Origin of the sequence: Streptomyces sp. NPDC050636, assembly GCF_040654775.1 — a bacterium.
Classification (GTDB): domain Bacteria; phylum Actinomycetota; class Actinomycetes; order Streptomycetales; family Streptomycetaceae; genus Streptomyces.
This window is the reverse complement of the sequence record NZ_JBFAIP010000007.1, coordinates 115,262-131,732: the sequence shown is the minus strand read 5'-3', so window position 1 is coordinate 131,732 and position 16,471 is coordinate 115,262. Positions and strand designations below refer to the sequence as shown.

Sequence of the window (16,471 nt, the reverse complement as noted above, 5' to 3'; positions counted from 1 at the left end):
GCGGTGCCTCTCGGGGAGCCCGGTCCCGGTCCCCTCGACGAGCTCGTCGCACGGCTGACCGCGGCGGGGGTGCCCGCCGATGCCCGGGGGATGGCGGACGCCCTCTGGCTGGCGCAGTGGATCACGCCGGACGAGACGCGGACGGCCGGCGCCGACGCGCCCGCGCCCGCCCGCGCGGACCGCAGCGATCCGGCCAGTTTCTCGGTGGGACCGGCGGAGCCCGCTGATCCTGTGGCCGACGACGCCCCGGAACCGTCCGCCGGCAGATCCATGCTCCAGGAGCCCACCGGGCGCGGCCGCGAGGCGGAGCTGCTGCCCGCCCAGGACGAGAGGTTCTCCGACCCGGACCGCCTCCGCCTCGGCGAGGTCGCCGTCCCGATCGCCTCCGCCTTCCCCGGACTGCTGCCGCTGCAACGCGCCCTGCGGCCCGTCCAGCGCTACCACCCGCCGGTCGCGCCGGTCCGCCGGGAGCTGGACGAGTCCGCCACCGCCGAGCTCTCCGCACACGCCGAAATGGTCATCCCGGTGCTGCGCGGAGTGCACCGCCGGGAGGCCGCGCTGCGGCTCCTGATGGACGGCTCGTCCTCGATGGCCGTCTGGGAGCAGATGCTGCACGACCTGCGGCAGGTCTGCGAGCGGGTGGGCGCCTTCCGCGATGTCACGGTGCATTACCTGCACCCGCACGGCCCGGACGTCGGCGTCGCCGCGGCCCCGGGCCCCGGCCGGCCGCTGCGCCCCGCCGACCAGCTGCACGATCCCACGGGCCACCACCTCACCCTCGTCGTCAGCGACTGCGCGGGCCCCCTCTGGCAGGACGGCCGGATGCAGCGGCTGCTCTACCGCTGGGCGGCCGACGCGCCGCTCGCCGTCGTCCAGCCGCTGCCGCAGCGGATGTGGGCGCGCACCCTCCTGCCCGCCGTCGCCGGCACCCTCGTCCGCCGCCAGGGGCCGTACCAGGCCCTGGACTTCCAGCCCGCGAGGCGCCGCCGCCGGGCAGCCGCACCACCCGGCCCGGGGGCCGGAACGACCCGGGAACGCGCCATCCCGGTCCTGTCCGCGACCCCCTCCGCGCTCGGCTCCTGGGCCCGACTGGCCGCCGCCGACTCCGGTCTCTCGCTGCGCGGCGCGGCCTCCGTCGTCCGCGCCGACCATGGCGCGGAACCTGCCGCAGGGCCCCCTTCGGAGCCCCCGCGCGCCGAACCGGAGCGGATGGTGAGCGAGTTCGCCCGGCTGGCCTCGCCCGCCGCCCGGCTGCTGGCCGTCCATCTGTCGGCGGTCCCGCTGGCGCTGCCCGTCATCCAGCTCGTCCAGCGCGCGATGCTGCCGCAGACCGGACCGGCGGAGCTGGCGGAAGTGCTGCTCAGCGGCCTGGTCAGGCAACTGCCGGCGGACCGGCTGCCGCCGGATCAACTCCCCGCCGACCAGCGCCCGCCGGGGCCGGAGACCGCTGCCGGCGGCCCCTGGTACGACTTCGTCCCCGGCGTACGCGACGAACTGCTCGGCCGGCTGAGCGCGGGCGAGGCCGCGCTGGTCCTCAAACACTGCTCGCTCTACATCGAGCGCACCTTCGGCCGCACCGCTCGCAACTTCCCGGCCGTCGCCGTCGCCATGCTCTCCGGCAGCGGCCGCGAGCCGGAGTCCGGGCAGCGCGCCGTGCCCGAACCGTTCGCCCGGGTCTCCGAGCGGGTCCTGCGCCGCTTCGAACCGGCGCTGCGGCCGCCCGCCGAGCGGCCGTATGTGTCCGACGGCCCGGCCGCCGAGGGCGCCGCCCTGCTGGAGCGCTACGAACAGGACCGCGCCGTCCGCGACCTCATCGAGGCGGTACGGCTGCTGCGTGCGGCGGCCCGGCGGCTGCCCCAGGCGGGCACCGACCTCGCCCGGGGACTGCTGCACGCCTGGGCGGAGTGGCGCCAGCCCGACGCCCTGGAGGAGGCCGAACGCGCGGTGCGGGCCGCGATGGGGGCCTCCCCTGCTCGAACCGAGTCGAGAGCCTGGGGGATGGCCACCGCGCCGGATGACGACAACGGTGAGCGGGCCGCGGGCCTGGAGGCCGAGCGCACCCGCGCGCTGATCGTGCTCGGCCGGGTCCGGCACGCCCGTGCCCAGGAGCGTCGCGCCGCCGGCGCACCGGACGAGGAGCGCGCCGCCCTGGAGGACGCCGCACACCAACTGCACGCCGCCTGCGGGCTGATGAGCCTGCTCGACCCCCGCGTCCTGGAGAGCATGGTGCTGCGCACCCGGGTACTGCGCCGACTGGCCGCCCTGCCCTCGGACGGGACAGCCGCCCCGTCCGACGCCGCCACACCGCCCGCCTTGCCCGACCCCCTCGGCGAGGCGGAACGCTCCCTCACCACCCTCCTCGACCAGTGGCCCAGCGGCGAGCGGGTCCCCGGTGAGGTCTACGCGGCGCGCGGCGGCGTCCTGCTGGACCAGGCCCGGCGGGCCGCCCGCGGCCGCTCCGAGGGCCCGCCGCTTCCCGGCGCTCCCGCCGACGCCCTCGCGGTGCGCGCCGCGGACGACCTCGACACCGCCACCGTGCTGCTGCGCCGTCGCGGCAGCGCTGCCGACCGGCTGGTCTGCGAGACGCTGCTCGACCTGGCGGCGGCCCGCTCGCTGACCGGCGGCGCGGGACTGCTCTCCGTACTGCCCACGCTGGAACGCGCCCACGCAATGGCCCGAGCCCTTGAAGAACCGGCCCTGGAGGCCGACAGCCTGCACCGGATCGCGGCCGCCCAGCGGGCCGTGCACACCCGGACCGGCGCCGTGACCGCCCTCGACGACGCCATCGCCGCGCTGGCCGCCGCGCTCCGCCTGACCGCCCCGGATTCCCCCCAGCACAGCTCGCTGCTCGCCGAGCGCGGCGAGGCGCTGCTGCTCAGGGCCCGGCTGGAGCCGGCCACCGAGCCGGGCAAGCGGCTGGCCAACGAGGCGGTGCATGTACTGCGCGAGGCGCTGGCCCGGGTCGCGCCGCAGGATCCCAGTCTCGGCGGACACCGGCTGTTGTTCGGGCGCGCGTTGCGGCTGCGCCATGAACGCCAGCCCTCGCTCGCCGATCTGCACGAGGCCGACTGGGTCCTGGAGCTGGCCGCGCGCGGTACGGAGGTGCCGGCCGTGGCGGCCGAGGCGTGGCTCGAAGTGGGCGATGTCCAGCTGCTGTTGGACCGCCGCTTCGGCTCCAGGGAGCGGCACGACCGGGCCGCGGCCTGCTACCGCCGCGCCGCCGCCGACGCCCGGCGGGCCGGCAGCGCCGTGCTGGCCGCCCGCGCGCACCACCGTCGCGGCGAGGTCCTGGAGGTCACCGCGGGCCCCCAGTCCGCGCTGTACGCCTACCGGGAGAGCTGGGAGCAGTGGCAGCGCGCGGCCGAGGACACCGGCCCCGAAGCCCTGCGCACCCGTGCCCGTATGCGTGCCCTCGACCCCACCGCCTGACCACCCCCCGAGCGCCGGCCGGCTGTCTGGCCGTCCGCCGTGGAACGTGTTTCTGCGGACGGGAGTTCGGGAACACCACCGTCCAGCCGGCCCAGAGGAGAGCAGTGTGGCGACCACCCCCCGCACCGAACCGCTCGCGGGAGCCTCAGCCTGCCCCTCCGGGCCGTCCGGCCCGTCGGCCGTGCCGCTCCCGGACTTCGAGGGCGTCGACGTGGGCGTACTGGCGGCGCGGACGGACCATGCGGTGCTGCGAGAGGTGGCGGCGCTGCTGCTGCGCAACTGGCCTTCGGCGGACGACGCGGTGGCGTACTACGAGGACGGCCCGGGAAAACTCTTGCATTGACGGTCGGGAACAGTTGTTTTTAGGCAAACGGGCAAGGGAATCGGCCAGTTATCCAGGGAATTCGAATTCTCGATCGATGGTGGAGTCAAGTACCTGAGAGCGGGAGCGCGGACGGAAGCCCGATGACCCCGGACGTCTACTGAGGCAGGGGGCGGCGCCGTGGTGGACGAACCGAGCGGCCGGACCACCGCCGTACCCTTCCGGCAGTTCGTTCTGAAGATCCACAGCCGCTGCAACCTTGCCTGCACCTACTGCTACATCTACGCCGGACCGGACCACAGCTGGCGCGACCGCCCGCGGCTCGTCCCGGCCGCCACCGTCCGCCAGACCGCGCTGCGCATCGCGGAACACGTCCGCACCCACCGCCTCCGCGAGATCCGCATCGATCTGCACGGCGGCGAGCCCCTGCTCACCGGCCCCGGCCCGCTCCTCGAACAGGCCGCCGCCGTCCGCGCCGCGCTCCCCGCCGACTGCACCGCCGAATTCGGCGTGCAGACCAACGGCACACTGCTCACCCACGACACGATCGCCACCCTCGGCGCCGCCGGATTCCGCCTCGGCCTCAGCCTCGACGGCGGCACCCCCGGCCTCAACCGCCGCCGTCTCGACCACGCCGGACGCCCCTCCTGGCCCGCCGTCTCCCGCGCCGTACGCCTGCTCTCCGGCCGCCCCGACGTCTTCGCCGGCGTCCTCTGCACCATCGACATCACCGCCGACCCGGCCGAGGTCTACCGCTCGCTGCGCGCGCTCGGCCCCCCGATGCTCGACTTCCTCCTCCCGCACGCCAACTGGTCCAGCCCGCCGCCCGCCCCGCTGCCCGCCTCTCCGGCATCTGCGAGCCGCACCCCGTACGGCGACTGGCTGTGCACCGTCTTCGACCTCTGGTGGGACGGCGGCCCCGGACCCCGGGTGCGGGTGTTCACCGAGATCCTCGGCCTCCTCCTGGGCCGGCCCAGCTCCAGCGAAGCGGTCGGCCTCTCACCGGTCGTCGCCCTCGTCGTCGACACCGACGGCGCCATCGAACAGGTCGACTCGCTCAAATCCACCTACGAGGGCGCCGCCGCCACCGGCCTCGACGTCTTCCGCCACACCTTCGACGAGGCCCTCGTGCACCCCGGCGTGGCCGCCCGCCAGGGCGGCCGCGACGGCCTCGGCGCTCAGTGCCGGCGCTGCGCCCTGATACAGGTCTGCGGCGGCGGCAACTACGCCCACCGCTACCGCGCGGGCGCCACCGGATTCGCCAACCCGTCCGTGTACTGCGCCGACCTGGAACGCCTGATCCGGCATATCGCCGCCCGTCTGGACGCCGCTGTTCTGCGCGGGATTCCCCCAACTGAGGCCCCTCCAACATGACCTGACGCACTGTCGTCATATGGAGGGACACTTGGGTTATCGTGCCCAAGAACTGGACGGGTAGGTCCGGTGCCCCTTCGACCGCCCGGCGGGCAGGAAGGGACACCGGACCTACCCCGTCCGGCCCCCACAGCCTCTGCACGCGCGCCCACCATCTCAGGGAGACGGTCGCATGGTCGAGCAGTCCGCTTCTTCTGGTCCGTCCGGTCCCAGCCGCTCCAGAGAACACATCACGATCAGCTATGCGGGATTCAACCGGCCCTGGGCGGCATGGATCTCCCACCAGCTGGAGCAGCTGGGCCACGGCACGACCATGCTGCGCTGGGACCCCGCCGCGGACACCCCGCTCGCCGAAGAGCTGTCCGGGCTGCTGGCCGCCGAGGGCCGCCTGCTGATGGTGCTGGACGACTGGTACTTCCGGCTCGGGCCCAAGAGCCACGACGAGTGGACCGCCGCACTGCAGGAAGTCCTGCCGCCGCACGCCGACCGGTTCGCGGCGGTGAGCATCGCCAGCCAGAAACTGCCCACCACCGCCGCCATCCTGCGCCCCGCCGACCTGCGCGACCTGGACGCCGTCGAGGCCAACCGCCGGCTGCTGCACCGCCTCGGCGTCACCCCCGCCCGGCGCACCCGCGGCGAACCGTCCGCCGACGCCCCGCGCTTCCCCAACGACCCGCCCGAGGTCTGGAACATCCCACGCCGCAACAACCGCTTCACCGGCCGCGACAGCGTCCTGGAGGAACTGCACAGCAAGCTCGCCGGCGGCGGCCTCGGCGCCGGCCCGCCGCTGGAGACCCGGATCGCGCTCTACGGCATCTCCGGCGTCGGCAAGAGCCAGATCGCCGCCGAATACGCGCACCGCTTCGGCAACGACTACGACGTGGTGTGGTGGATCAGCGCCACCACCCGCGGCGCGGCCCGCGAACAGCTCGCCGAACTCGCCACCCGCCTCGGCCTGCCCGTAGGCCAGGAGCTGGGCGACCGCATCCGCGCCGTCCATGAAGCGCTGCGCATCGGCCGCCCGTACCGCCGCTGGCTGCTGATCTTCGACAGTGCCGACGACATGGAGCAGATCGAGGACCTGGTTCCGGACGGCCGCGGCCATGTGCTGATCACCACGCTCACCCGTGACTGGTCGGGATCGGGCAGCGCCCAGGAGATCGAGGTACGGCCTTTCACCCGTATCGAGAGCGTCGCCTACGCCCGGCGCCGCGCGTCCCGGCTGACGCCCCTGGAAGCCGACCTGCTCTCCGACGCCGTGCAGGACCTGCCGCTGCTGCTCGCCCAGACCGCCGCCTGGCTCGACGCCAACCCGATGTCCCCCAAGGAGTACATCGAGCTGATCCGCCGCGGCGAGCCCAGCCTCGTCGGCATCCGGATCTCCTCCGACTACCCGATGGCCTTCCAGACCAGTTGGGCCATAACTCTCAACACACTGCGCGAACGCAGCCCCGCCGCGGTGGAACTCCTCAAGCTGTTCGCGTTCTTCGCGCCCGACGCCATCCCCGTCCCGATGCTCGCCAAGGCCCGCCGCGGCGACCTGCCCGAACACCTCGCGGACCTCGCCGCCGAGCCGATCAGCTGGAACACCGCGCTCCGCCGGCTGACCGAATCCACCGCCGTACGCCTCGACTACCAGATCTCCCAGGACTCCGACCCGGCCGTCGAGACCGCGCAGATGCACCGGCTCTACCACCGCTTCCTGCGCAGCGACATGACCGAGGACGAGCGGGACCACATGTCCGCGACGGCCTGCCGGGTGCTGGTCACCGCCGACCCGCAGAACCCCTCCGACACCCGCTACTGGGAGCGCTACGCCGAACTCATCCCGCATCTGGAGTCGGCCGGCGTCCTCGACAGCCCCGAACCGGCAGTCCAGGAGCTGCTGCTCAACTGCATCGAGTACCTCCGGGTCCGCGGCGAGTACCGGATGGGCCTCCGGCTGTGCGAACAGTCCATGTCCCGCTGGCGCACCCGTCTCGATCCCACCCGGCGCACCATGCTCGTGCTCACCCACCAGCACGCCAACATGCTCCGCAGGCTCGGCCGTTACCGCGAGGCCGAGGCGGTCGGCAGCGCCATCGTCGATCAGCTCACCACCGAGCGCGAAGCCTCCGACGCCGATCTGCTGCGCGCTCAGGACGGCCTGGCCGGCACCCTGATGGCGCTCGGCTCGTACGAGGAGGCGTACCGGCTCTTCGACGCCGTCTGGCGCGCCTACACCGAGCTCCTCGGCCCGGAGGCCCCGCGCACCCTCTCCTCACGCCACAACCTCGGCTCGGCGCTGGCGCTGCTCGGCCGGTACGAAGAAGCGCTGGTCACGCACCGCGAGGTGCTGGCATTCCGGAAGCGGGAGCTGCGCGATCGGCACCACCTCACCCTCAACGCGGGAAACGCCCATGCCCGAATGCTGCGGCTGCTCGGCCGCTACCGCGATGCCACTTCCAGCCAGGAGCTCAACGCGCGGCTGCATCTGCAGGTGATGGGCCCGCACACCCCGCAGACGCTGCGCGCCGAGCACGACCTCGCGCTGTGCCTGCGCCGCTCCGGTGAGGTCGCACGGGCCGGCACGCTGATGGCCGACCTCGTCGAGCGCTCCCGCCAGGTCCTGGGGCCCCGGCATCCCGAGACGCTGACGGTGCTCGCCGACCACTCCACCTTCCTGCGCGAGCACGGCGACCTCGGGCAGTCCCGCGAGATCGGCGAGGAGGTCGCCGAGCGCTACCGCACCCTGGCCGGCGAGAGCCACCCGTACACCATCGGCACCCTGGGCAACACCGGCCTGGTCCGTGCGGAGTTCGGCGAGATGCCGGAGGCGCTGGAGATCGCGGAGCGCGCGCTGAGCGGGATGACCCAGGTCATGGGCGCCGACCATCCCTGGACGCTGGGCTGCGCGCTGAACGCCGGCGCCGCCCGCAACCGCGTGGACGACGAGGAGGGCGCGCTGGAACTGGGCCGCGACACCCTGGAGCGGGCCAAGGCGGCGCTCGGGGAGACCCACCCGATGACCCTCTCCGCCAAGACGGCACTCGCCGAGGACCTGCGCACGCTGCGCCGCGGCCAGGAGGCGGCGAAGCTGGAGCAGGAGGCCGTCCAGCAGCTCACCGAGACGCTGGGCGCCGAGCACCCGCACACCCTTTCCGCGCGGCGCCGCCGTCGCCCGTACTGGGACTTCGAGCCGCAGCCCGTGTAGACGGCCCGAAGGGCCCGCCCCCGCAACTGCGAGGACGGGCCCTTCGGATACTTCAGGTACTCCCGGTGCTCCCGGAACTCCGACGGCTATGCGTCGAAGACCTCCGCGACCAGCTGGGCCTGCTCCGCCTGGTGGCGCTTGGCGGAGCCGACGGCCGGGGACGAGCCGTGCGGCCGCGAGATGCGGCGCAGGCGCTCGCCGTGCGGGACGTCGGCGCCGACGGCCAGGTCCAGGTGGTCGATCAGGTTGAGGCCAAGGAACGGCCAGGCACCCTGGTTCGCCGGCTCTTCCTGGGCCCACAGGTACTTCTCGGCGTTCGGGAACTTGGCGATCTCCGCCTGGAGTTCCGCGCCGGGCAGCGGGTAGAGCCGCTCGATACGGACAATCGCCGTGTCGTTGGCGCCGCGCTTCGCCCGCTCCGCCTCCAGGTCGTAGTAGACCTTGCCGGAGCAGAAGACGACCTTGCGGACCGCCTGGGCGTCCACCGTGGTGTCGCCGATGACGGGGCGGAAGCCGCCCGTCGTGAACTCCTCCGTCTTCGACGCCGCCGCCTTCAGACGCAGCATCGACTTCGGGGTGAAGACCACCAGCGGCTTGTGGTGCGGGTTGTGCACCTGCCACCGCAGCAGGTGGAAGTAGTTCGACGGCAGCGTCGGCATGGCGACCGTCATGTTGTTCTGGGCGCAGAGCTGCAGGAAGCGCTCGATCCGGGCCGAGGAGTGGTCCGGGCCCTGGCCCTCGTAGCCGTGCGGGAGAAGCAGGGTGACGCCGGACGTCTGGCCCCACTTCTGCTCCGCCGAGGAGATGAACTCGTCGACGATCGTCTGGGCGCCGTTGACGAAGTCACCGAACTGCGCCTCCCACATGACCAGCGACTCCGGGCGGGCCAGCGAGTAGCCGTACTCGAAGCCCATCGCCGCGTACTCGCTCAGCAGCGAGTCGTAGACGTTGAAGCGGGCCTGGTCCTCGGAGAGGTAGAGCAGCGGGGTGTAGTCGTCGCCGGTCTGGCGGTCGATGAGCACCGCGTGCCGCTGGCCGAAGGTGCCGCGGCGGGAGTCCTGGCCGGCGAGCCGGACCGGGGTGCCCTCCATCAGCAGCGAACCGATGGCGAGGGTCTCGCCCATGCCCCAGTCGATCGCGTCGTCCTCCACCTGGGCCGCGCGGCGCTGCAGCTGCGGCAGCAGGCGCGGGTGGACGGTGACCCGCTCGGGGATGTTGACCTGGGACTCGGCGATCCGCTTGACGACCTCCTGGGAGATCGCGGTGTCCACGTAGACCGGGAACTCGGCCTTGGGCTGCGGCACCTCGGGGACCGCCGGCGCCGTCGTGGCGTCGCGGACCTCGGTGAAGACCTTCTCCAGCTGGCCCTGGAAGTCCTGCAGCGCCTGCTCGGCCTCTTCCAGCGTGATGTCGCCGCGACCGATGAGCGACTCGGTGTAGAGCTTGCGCACCGAGCGCTTCTTGTCGATCAGGTCGTACATCAGAGGCTGGGTGAAGGCCGGGTTGTCCGACTCGTTGTGGCCGCGACGGCGGTAGCAGATCAGGTCGATGACGACGTCCTTGTTGAACGCCTGGCGGAACTCGAAGGCCAGACGGGCGACGCGGACGACGGCCTCGGGGTCGTCACCGTTCACGTGGAAGATCGGCGCCTCGATCATGCGGGCCACGTCGGTGGCGTACATGGAGGAGCGGGACGCCTCCGGCGCGGCGGTGAAGCCGACCTGGTTGTTGATGACGATGTGGACCGTGCCGCCGGTGCGGTAGCCCCGCAGCTGCGACATGTTCAGCGTCTCGGCGACCACACCCTGGCCGGCGAACGCCGCGTCACCGTGCAGCTGGACCGGCAGGACCGTGAAGTCCGTGCCGCCCTTGTTGATGATGTCCTGCTTGGCGCGTGCGATGCCCTCGACGATCGGGTCGACGGCCTCCAGGTGGGAGGGGTTCGCGGCCAGCGAGACGGTGATCTGCTCACCGTCCAGGCCGGTGAAGGTGCCCTCGGCGCCCAGGTGGTACTTCACGTCGCCGGAGCCGTGCATCGACTTCGGGTCGAGGTTGCCCTCGAACTCCCGGAAGATCTGCGCGTACGACTTGCCGACGATGTTCGCCAGGACGTTGAGGCGGCCGCGGTGGGCCATACCGATGACGACCTCGTCGAGGCGCGACTCGGCCGCGGAGTCGATGACCGCGTCCAGCAGCGGGATGACGGACTCGCCGCCCTCCAGGGAGAAGCGCTTCTGGCCGACGTACTTCGTCTGCAGGAACGTCTCGAACGCCTCGGCGGAGTTCAGGCGGCGCAGGATGCGCAGCTGCTCGTCGCGCTCGGGCGACTTGTGCGTGCGCTCGACGCGGTCCTGGATCCACTTGCGCTGCTTGGGGTCCTGGATGTGCATGAACTCGATGCCGGTGGTGCGGCAGTACGAGTCGCGCAGCACGCCCAGGATGTCGCGCAGCTTCATCATGGACTTGCCGGAGAAGCCGCCGACCGCGAACTCGCGCTCCAGGTCCCACAGGGTGAGGCCGTGCTCGATGATGTCGAGGTCGGGGTGCTTGCGCTGGTGGTACTCCAGCGGGTCGGTGTCGGCCATGACATGGCCGCGGACCCGGTAGGAGTGGATCAGGTCGAAGACCCGGGCGGCCTTGGTGACGTCGTCGTCGTGGGAGACGTCGATGTCCCGCAGCCAGCGGACCGGCTCGTAGGGGATCCGCAGCGACTTGAAGATGTCGTCGAAGAAGTCGTTCTCGCCGAGCAGCAGCTGGCTCATGATGCGCAGGAACTCGCCGGAGGCGGCGCCCTGGATCACACGGTGGTCGTACGTGCTGGTCATCGTCATGACCTTGGCGACGCCCAGCTTGTTCAGGGTGTCCTGGGAGGTGCCCTGGAACTCCGCGGGGTAGTCCATCGCGCCGACGCCGAGGATGAGGCCCTGGCCGGGCATCAGACGGGGCACCGAGTGGACGGTGCCGATGCCGCCCGGGTTCGTCAGCGACGCGGTGACTCCGGTGAAGTCCTCCATCGTCAGCTTGTTGTCGCGGGCCCGGCGGACGATGTCCTCGTAGGCCTGCCAGAACTCGAAGAAGGACAGCGTCTCGGCCTTCTTGATGGCGGCGACGACGAGCTGGCGGTCGCCGTTCGGCTTCACCAGGTCGATGGCCAGACCGAGGTTGACGTGCTCCGGCTTGACCAGCGTCGGCTTGCCGTCCTTCTCCGCGAAGGAGTAGTTCATCGACGGCATGGCCTTGAGGGCCTGCACCATCGCGTACCCGATGAGGTGCGTGAAGGAGACCTTCCCGCCACGGGCGCGCTTGAGGTGGTTGTTGATGACGATGCGGTTGTCGAACAGCAGCTTCACCGGGACGGCGCGGACGGACGTGGCCGTCGGCAGCTCCAGGGAGGCGTTCATGTTCTTCGCGACGGCGGCCGAGGGACCGCGCAGGGTGACGAGCTCGGGGCCGGCGGGGGCCTCGGTGGCGTCGGGCTTCTTGGCGGCGGGCTTCGCGGCCGGCTTGGCCGGTGCCGGCTTCGCCGGGGCCGGGGCCGGGGCGCTCGCGGCGGGCTTCGCCGGAGCTGGAGCCGGAGCAGCCGGAGCAGCCGGTGCGACCGGTGCGGCCGGGGTGGCGGCCTTGGGCTCGGCCGGCGCGGCCGGGGCGGCCGGAGCGGGGGCAGAGCCCTCCGCCGGCTGGCCCGGCGCGGTGGCGCCGCCCGGCTTGTAGTCAGCGAAGAAGTCCCACCAGGCTCGGTCTACCGAGTTCGGGTCCTGGAGGTACTGCTGGTAGATCTCGTCGACGAGCCACTCATTGGGACCGAACGCGGCAGCAGGGTTCTTTCCCTGCCCTGCTTGGTCGGTCGAGATGCTCGAGCTGTTGGGGGACTGTAGCGACACGGCGGCAACCGCCCTCTTCCGCTTCCTAAGGTGGTGGACAGCGGGAATAAAGGCTACGCCTGTTGTGACCTTTGGTGCAGTCCGGGAGGGTCACTCGTCGCGCACGTCACATTCACCGAAGGGTTTCAGGGCATGACAAGGCGGGAAACACACGAAGTTTGCCCGCGTGCGGGTAGGACTCATCGCCGTCGCACCCCGGAAGTGAGCCCCGGAATGAGTGCTCCCGCCACCGACCCTACGTCACGGCCGTCAACCCCGGGCTGACTCCAGCCCCGGAAGAGTGACGCGGATACGGCAGCCACGTGCGGATTCGGCCACGCCGATCCGCCCGCCGTGCAGATCCACCGCCCAGCGCGCGATGGCCAGGCCCAGCCCCGTACCGCCGTCCGTCCCGGGCCCGGACGCGCCGGGCCCGCCGCGGTTGAACCGCTCGAAGACCCGGTAGCGCTCCGACTCGGGGATGCCGGGGCCCTCGTCCTGCACCTCCACCACCAGGCTCTCCGAGCCCTCGCCACGCCGCGCGTGGACCGTGACCCGGCCGTGTTGCGGGCTGTGCTTGATGGCGTTGTCGATCAGATTCGCCACGACCTGGTGCAGCCGCTCGGCGTCGGCGTGCGCGGTCAGCTCCGGCGGCGAGACATCCAGATGTAGATGCACATCCGTTCGGGTGTGGGTGCCGGTACCGGCGACCCCGGCCAGTGTCGAGGCGCCCCGGCTCATATTGGCTTCCTTGAGCACCCCCGACAGATACGGCCAGACCTCGAAGCGCCGGGCGTGCAGCGGTACCACGCCGTTGTCCAGCCGGGACAGGTCCAGCAGGTGCTCGACCAGCCGGCCGAGCCGCTCGGTCTGCTTCAGCGCGGTACGCATCGTCTCCGGATCGGGCTTGGAGACGCCGTCCACGACGTTCTCCAGCACCGCCCGCAGCGCCGCGATCGGGGTACGCAGCTCGTGCGAGACATTGGCGACCAGCTCCTTGCGGTGGGTGTCCACCGCCTCCAGGTCGGCCGCCATCCGGTTGAAGGCGCTGGCCAGGTCCCCGAACTCGTCGCGGCGCCCCGAGCGGACCCGCCGGGTGTAGTCACCGTGCGCCATCGAGCGGGTGACATCCGTCATCTCGCCGAGCGGAGCGGTCAGGCTGTTCGCCACGAACTGGGTGATCAGCAGCGAGGCGATGATCGAGAAGACCGTGATCACCCGCAGTTCGGTCGCCGAGTGGATCGCGACGAACACCAGCAGGGTGGTGATGATCACCGAGACGATGACCAGTGCGCCCAGCGCGGCCTTGACGGAACGGTACGGGTCCAGCGGCCGCAGCCCCTCCCAGACCTGCTGCCACAGCCCGGCGGCGGGCGACCGCCACCACTTGCGCACCGGCGGCCGCCGCGATTGCCGCACGGACCGCCACCAGTTGCGCAGCCGCGGTCGCCACGATTGCCGCACGGACAGGCGCCACCGCGTCATGCGGCCGGAGTCTCCAGCGCGTAGCCGACGCCGTGGACCGTACGGATGCGCTCGGCGCCGATCTTGCGGCGCAGCGCCTTGATGTGGCTGTCGACCGTGCGCGTCCCGGAGGCGTCCGCCCAGTCCCAGACCTCGGCCAGCAGCTGCTCGCGGGAGAGCACCGCGCGCGGGGTGTTCGCCAGGCAGACCAGCAGATCGAACTCGGTGGGGGTGAGATGGACGTCCACACCGCGCACCCGGACCCTGCGCTGCGCGTGGTCGATCTCCAGCTCGCCGAGGCGGAGGATGCCGCTGCGCGGGGTGTGCGCGGCCAGCGCGGCGCGCTCGACCCGCCGCAGCAAGACATGCACCCGGGCCGCCAGCTCCCGCATGGAGAACGGCTTGGTCATGTAGTCGTCGGCGCCGACGCCGAGGCCGACCAGCATGTCCGTCTCGTCGTCCCGGGCGGTGAGCATCATCACCGGTACGGGGCGCTGGGCCTGGACCCGGCGGCACACCTCCAGGCCGTCGAAGCCCGGCAGCATCACATCGAGGACGAGCAGGTCGGGCTGCCATGCCTCGGCGGTGTCCACGGCGGCCGGGCCGTCCGTGGCCGTCTGCACCTGGAAGCCCTCGGCGCGCAGCCGGGCCGCGATGGCTTCGACGATCGTCGGGTCGTCCTCCACGACCAGCACCCGGCGCTGGGCGCCCGGCGTGGCCGCGGCGGTGCCGCCCTGGGTTGTCTGAGTCTGGTCCATCGCCCGCCCCTGCATGTCCCCTGCGTGGTCGCGTCTTGCTGGGCAGCAGCGTAAAGCCATGGTGTGACTGTCGGCTACGCGCCCTTGCGGGCGAGATGGACGACGTCCGGGACGCCTCGGACAACGGGGATCTCTTCCGTCCGTACCCCGTTGAAACCGGCATTTCGCAGGGCTTGTTCGAAGTCCGGGGAGGGCTGTGCGGACCAGACGGCGAGCACACCGCCGGGCGTCAGCCGGTCCCGGCAGGCGGCGAGACCGGCGGGGGAGTAGAGGCTGTTGTTGTCCTCCGTGACGGTCCAGTCCGGGCCGTTGTCGATGTCCAAACACAAGGCGTCGAAGGCGTCTTGGCCAGCGCCCTCACGGATGAACGAGACCAGGTCGGTGTGCAGGATCTCGGTCCGCGGATCGGCCAGCGCGTCCGCCGAGACCACGGACAGTGGGCCCGTACGGTGCCAGTCGATGACCGCTTCCTCGCGTTCGACGACGGCGATCCGGCCCCAGCGCGGACCGGCCGCGGCCCGCGCTAGCGAGAAGCCGACGCCGAGGCCGCCGATCAGGACGGCGGGCTGCTCGCTGCCGGCCGGTAGCTCGGCCAGTGCGGCGTCGATCAGCAGCCGTTCGGAGCGGCCGTCGGAGGTGTCCATCAGGAAGCAGCCGTTGGCGATGATCTCGAAAACCGCAGGTGCCGCAACGGTTCCCGGGCCGTCGGGGGCGCCGCCCCGCTGCCGCAACACCACCTCGCCGTACGGGCCTTGGCGCCGGTCGAGGGTGCGCGGGGCCTCCTGGGGTTCGGCCGCCGGAGATGAGGAATGAACGGGAGCCATGCGGCCATCTTGGCCAACGCCGGGTCCGGCGGTCCAGCCGCTCGGGTCCGGCGTCCGGTATCCGGAATCACCGCCCGTCGGCCCCGTGAGGTGGTGAATCTCATGAAGGTTGCCTCGCGTGACGCATCTCACTCACACAGCTGGCTCATGGGTTGAGAGTGCAGGGTGGTCGCGAACGTTGTTCACCGCAGAGGGATGACGAACGCGGAATCACGGCCGAGGGACACGGGCGTGGCTCACCGTATGCGCCAGGACGGAAGGGGCTTCGGAACGTGAGCTGGCTTGGAACCGCCGACGGCGCGTCGGCCGACACTCCGGCCGAGGGCGGGCGGGGCGACACGACGCCCGCCCTCGCGGGGATTCCCCGGCAGCGGAGGGGCGGGGGGCCGAGGGCTTCCGGGACGCTCGGAGCGCCGGGCCCGGCGCTGGCTGCTGCTGCGGCTTCGGCGGCTGCCCCGGCTTCGGTGGCTGCCGCGGACGGGGCCGGGCCGGGTGCCGCCCGGCCCCCGCGCACCCGATGGCGGCCCTGGAGGCTGCTGCCCACCCCCATCGGCACCCCTTTCACCTTCTGTTACGCCGTTCTCCTCGCGGCGACCTCGCTCTTCGCCGACCACGCCGACCCCTCGCTGGTCTCCGAGCTGCTGCGCGGCTCCAGCACCGACGTCGTTCATCTCGCGCGCACCCCGCTGCTGGTGCTCGTCGCCAGCGCCCTGTGGATAGCGGGCGGTATGGCCTCCGCGTACGCCGTCGGCTTCCTCTTCGTCCTGACGGCGCTGGAGCGGCGGATCGGCGGGCTGCGCACCGCCGCCGTCTTCTTCGGCGGGCATGCGCTGGCCACCCTCGCGACCGAAGTGCCGGTGGGCCTGTCGGTCGCCGCAGGACAACTGCCGGACAGCTCCCTGCACCGCCTCGACTACGGCATCAGCTTCGGCGTGATGACCTGCGCCGGGGCGCTCGCGGGCGTACTCCCCGGCTGGTGCCGCTGGCCGCTGCTGGCCGGCGTCTGCTATCTGGCCGTCGCCGATCTCCTCGCCTACGTCGACCCGGTGTCCGACTGGGGCCATCTGCTCTCGCTCACCCTGGGCGTCGCGAGCTGGCCCCTGCTGCGCCGCTGGCGCGATCACCGCACCGCGGACGTCCCGCTCCTCGGCGACCTGGGCCATCCGGCGCTGCGCGCGGTGCGCAGGCTCTGAGGCCGCCAACCCCCGTTCGCCTTCCCCCGGGCGCTTCGCCAACCTGGAGCCCAC

9 protein-coding genes are annotated in these 16,471 nt (G+C 72.2%); 5 read left to right on the top strand and 4 right to left on the bottom strand.

Annotation, left to right across the window (positions count from 1 at the left end):
* The first annotated feature begins 3 nt into the window (after window positions 1-3).
* The 4 genes from AB0I10_RS10030 (at window position 4) to fxsT (ending at window position 8,318) form a co-directional block, all read left to right on the top strand.
* Complete coding sequence (locus tag AB0I10_RS10030; RefSeq protein ID WP_363151878.1) at window positions 4-3,429, top strand: SAV_2336 N-terminal domain-related protein; 3,426 nt, start codon at window positions 4-6, stop codon at window positions 3,427-3,429.
* A 106-nt stretch (window positions 3,430-3,535) separates the two neighbouring features.
* The gene (locus AB0I10_RS10025; protein WP_363151877.1) at window positions 3,536-3,772 is read left to right on the top strand and encodes a YxD-tail cyclophane-containing RiPP peptide; all 237 of its coding nucleotides are present in this window, start codon (window positions 3,536-3,538) and stop codon (window positions 3,770-3,772) included.
* Window positions 3,773-3,931: 159 nt separating this feature from the next.
* Window positions 3,932-5,125 (top strand): FxsB family cyclophane-forming radical SAM/SPASM peptide maturase, encoded by a 1,194-nt coding sequence (locus AB0I10_RS10020; RefSeq protein ID WP_363151876.1) that lies wholly within the window; start codon window positions 3,932-3,934, stop codon window positions 5,123-5,125.
* Between the two features lie 172 nt (window positions 5,126-5,297).
* Entirely contained in the window at window positions 5,298-8,318 is a 3,021-nt protein-coding gene (fxsT, locus tag AB0I10_RS10015; RefSeq protein WP_363151875.1) for an FxSxx-COOH system tetratricopeptide repeat protein, read from the top strand.
* 86 nt (window positions 8,319-8,404) lie between these two features.
* Here fxsT and AB0I10_RS10010 read toward each other — a convergent pair whose 3' ends face one another.
* From AB0I10_RS10010 to AB0I10_RS09995, 4 genes are all read right to left on the bottom strand, one after another.
* Window positions 8,405-12,199, bottom strand: a complete 3,795-nt coding sequence (locus AB0I10_RS10010; protein ID WP_363151874.1) for a multifunctional oxoglutarate decarboxylase/oxoglutarate dehydrogenase thiamine pyrophosphate-binding subunit/dihydrolipoyllysine-residue succinyltransferase subunit — start codon at window positions 12,197-12,199, stop codon at window positions 8,405-8,407.
* A 249-nt stretch (window positions 12,200-12,448) separates the two neighbouring features.
* Window positions 12,449-13,573 carry an ATP-binding protein gene (locus tag AB0I10_RS10005; protein ID WP_363151961.1) on the bottom strand — a complete coding sequence of 375 codons (1,125 nt, stop codon included), beginning with the start codon at window positions 13,571-13,573 and terminating at the stop codon, window positions 12,449-12,451.
* A gap of 86 nt (window positions 13,574-13,659) precedes the next feature.
* Window positions 13,660-14,400 (bottom strand): response regulator transcription factor, encoded by a 741-nt coding sequence (locus AB0I10_RS10000; protein ID WP_363151873.1) that lies wholly within the window; start codon window positions 14,398-14,400, stop codon window positions 13,660-13,662.
* 74 nt (window positions 14,401-14,474) lie between these two features.
* Entirely contained in the window at window positions 14,475-15,224 is a 750-nt protein-coding gene (locus tag AB0I10_RS09995; RefSeq protein WP_363151872.1) for a spermidine synthase, read from the bottom strand.
* A gap of 272 nt (window positions 15,225-15,496) precedes the next feature.
* On the opposite strand from AB0I10_RS09995, the gene AB0I10_RS09990 reads away from it, so the two are divergent.
* Window positions 15,497-16,417, top strand: a complete 921-nt coding sequence (locus tag AB0I10_RS09990; RefSeq protein WP_363151871.1) for a rhomboid-like protein — start codon at window positions 15,497-15,499, stop codon at window positions 16,415-16,417.
* Window positions 16,418-16,471 lie beyond the last annotated feature (54 nt).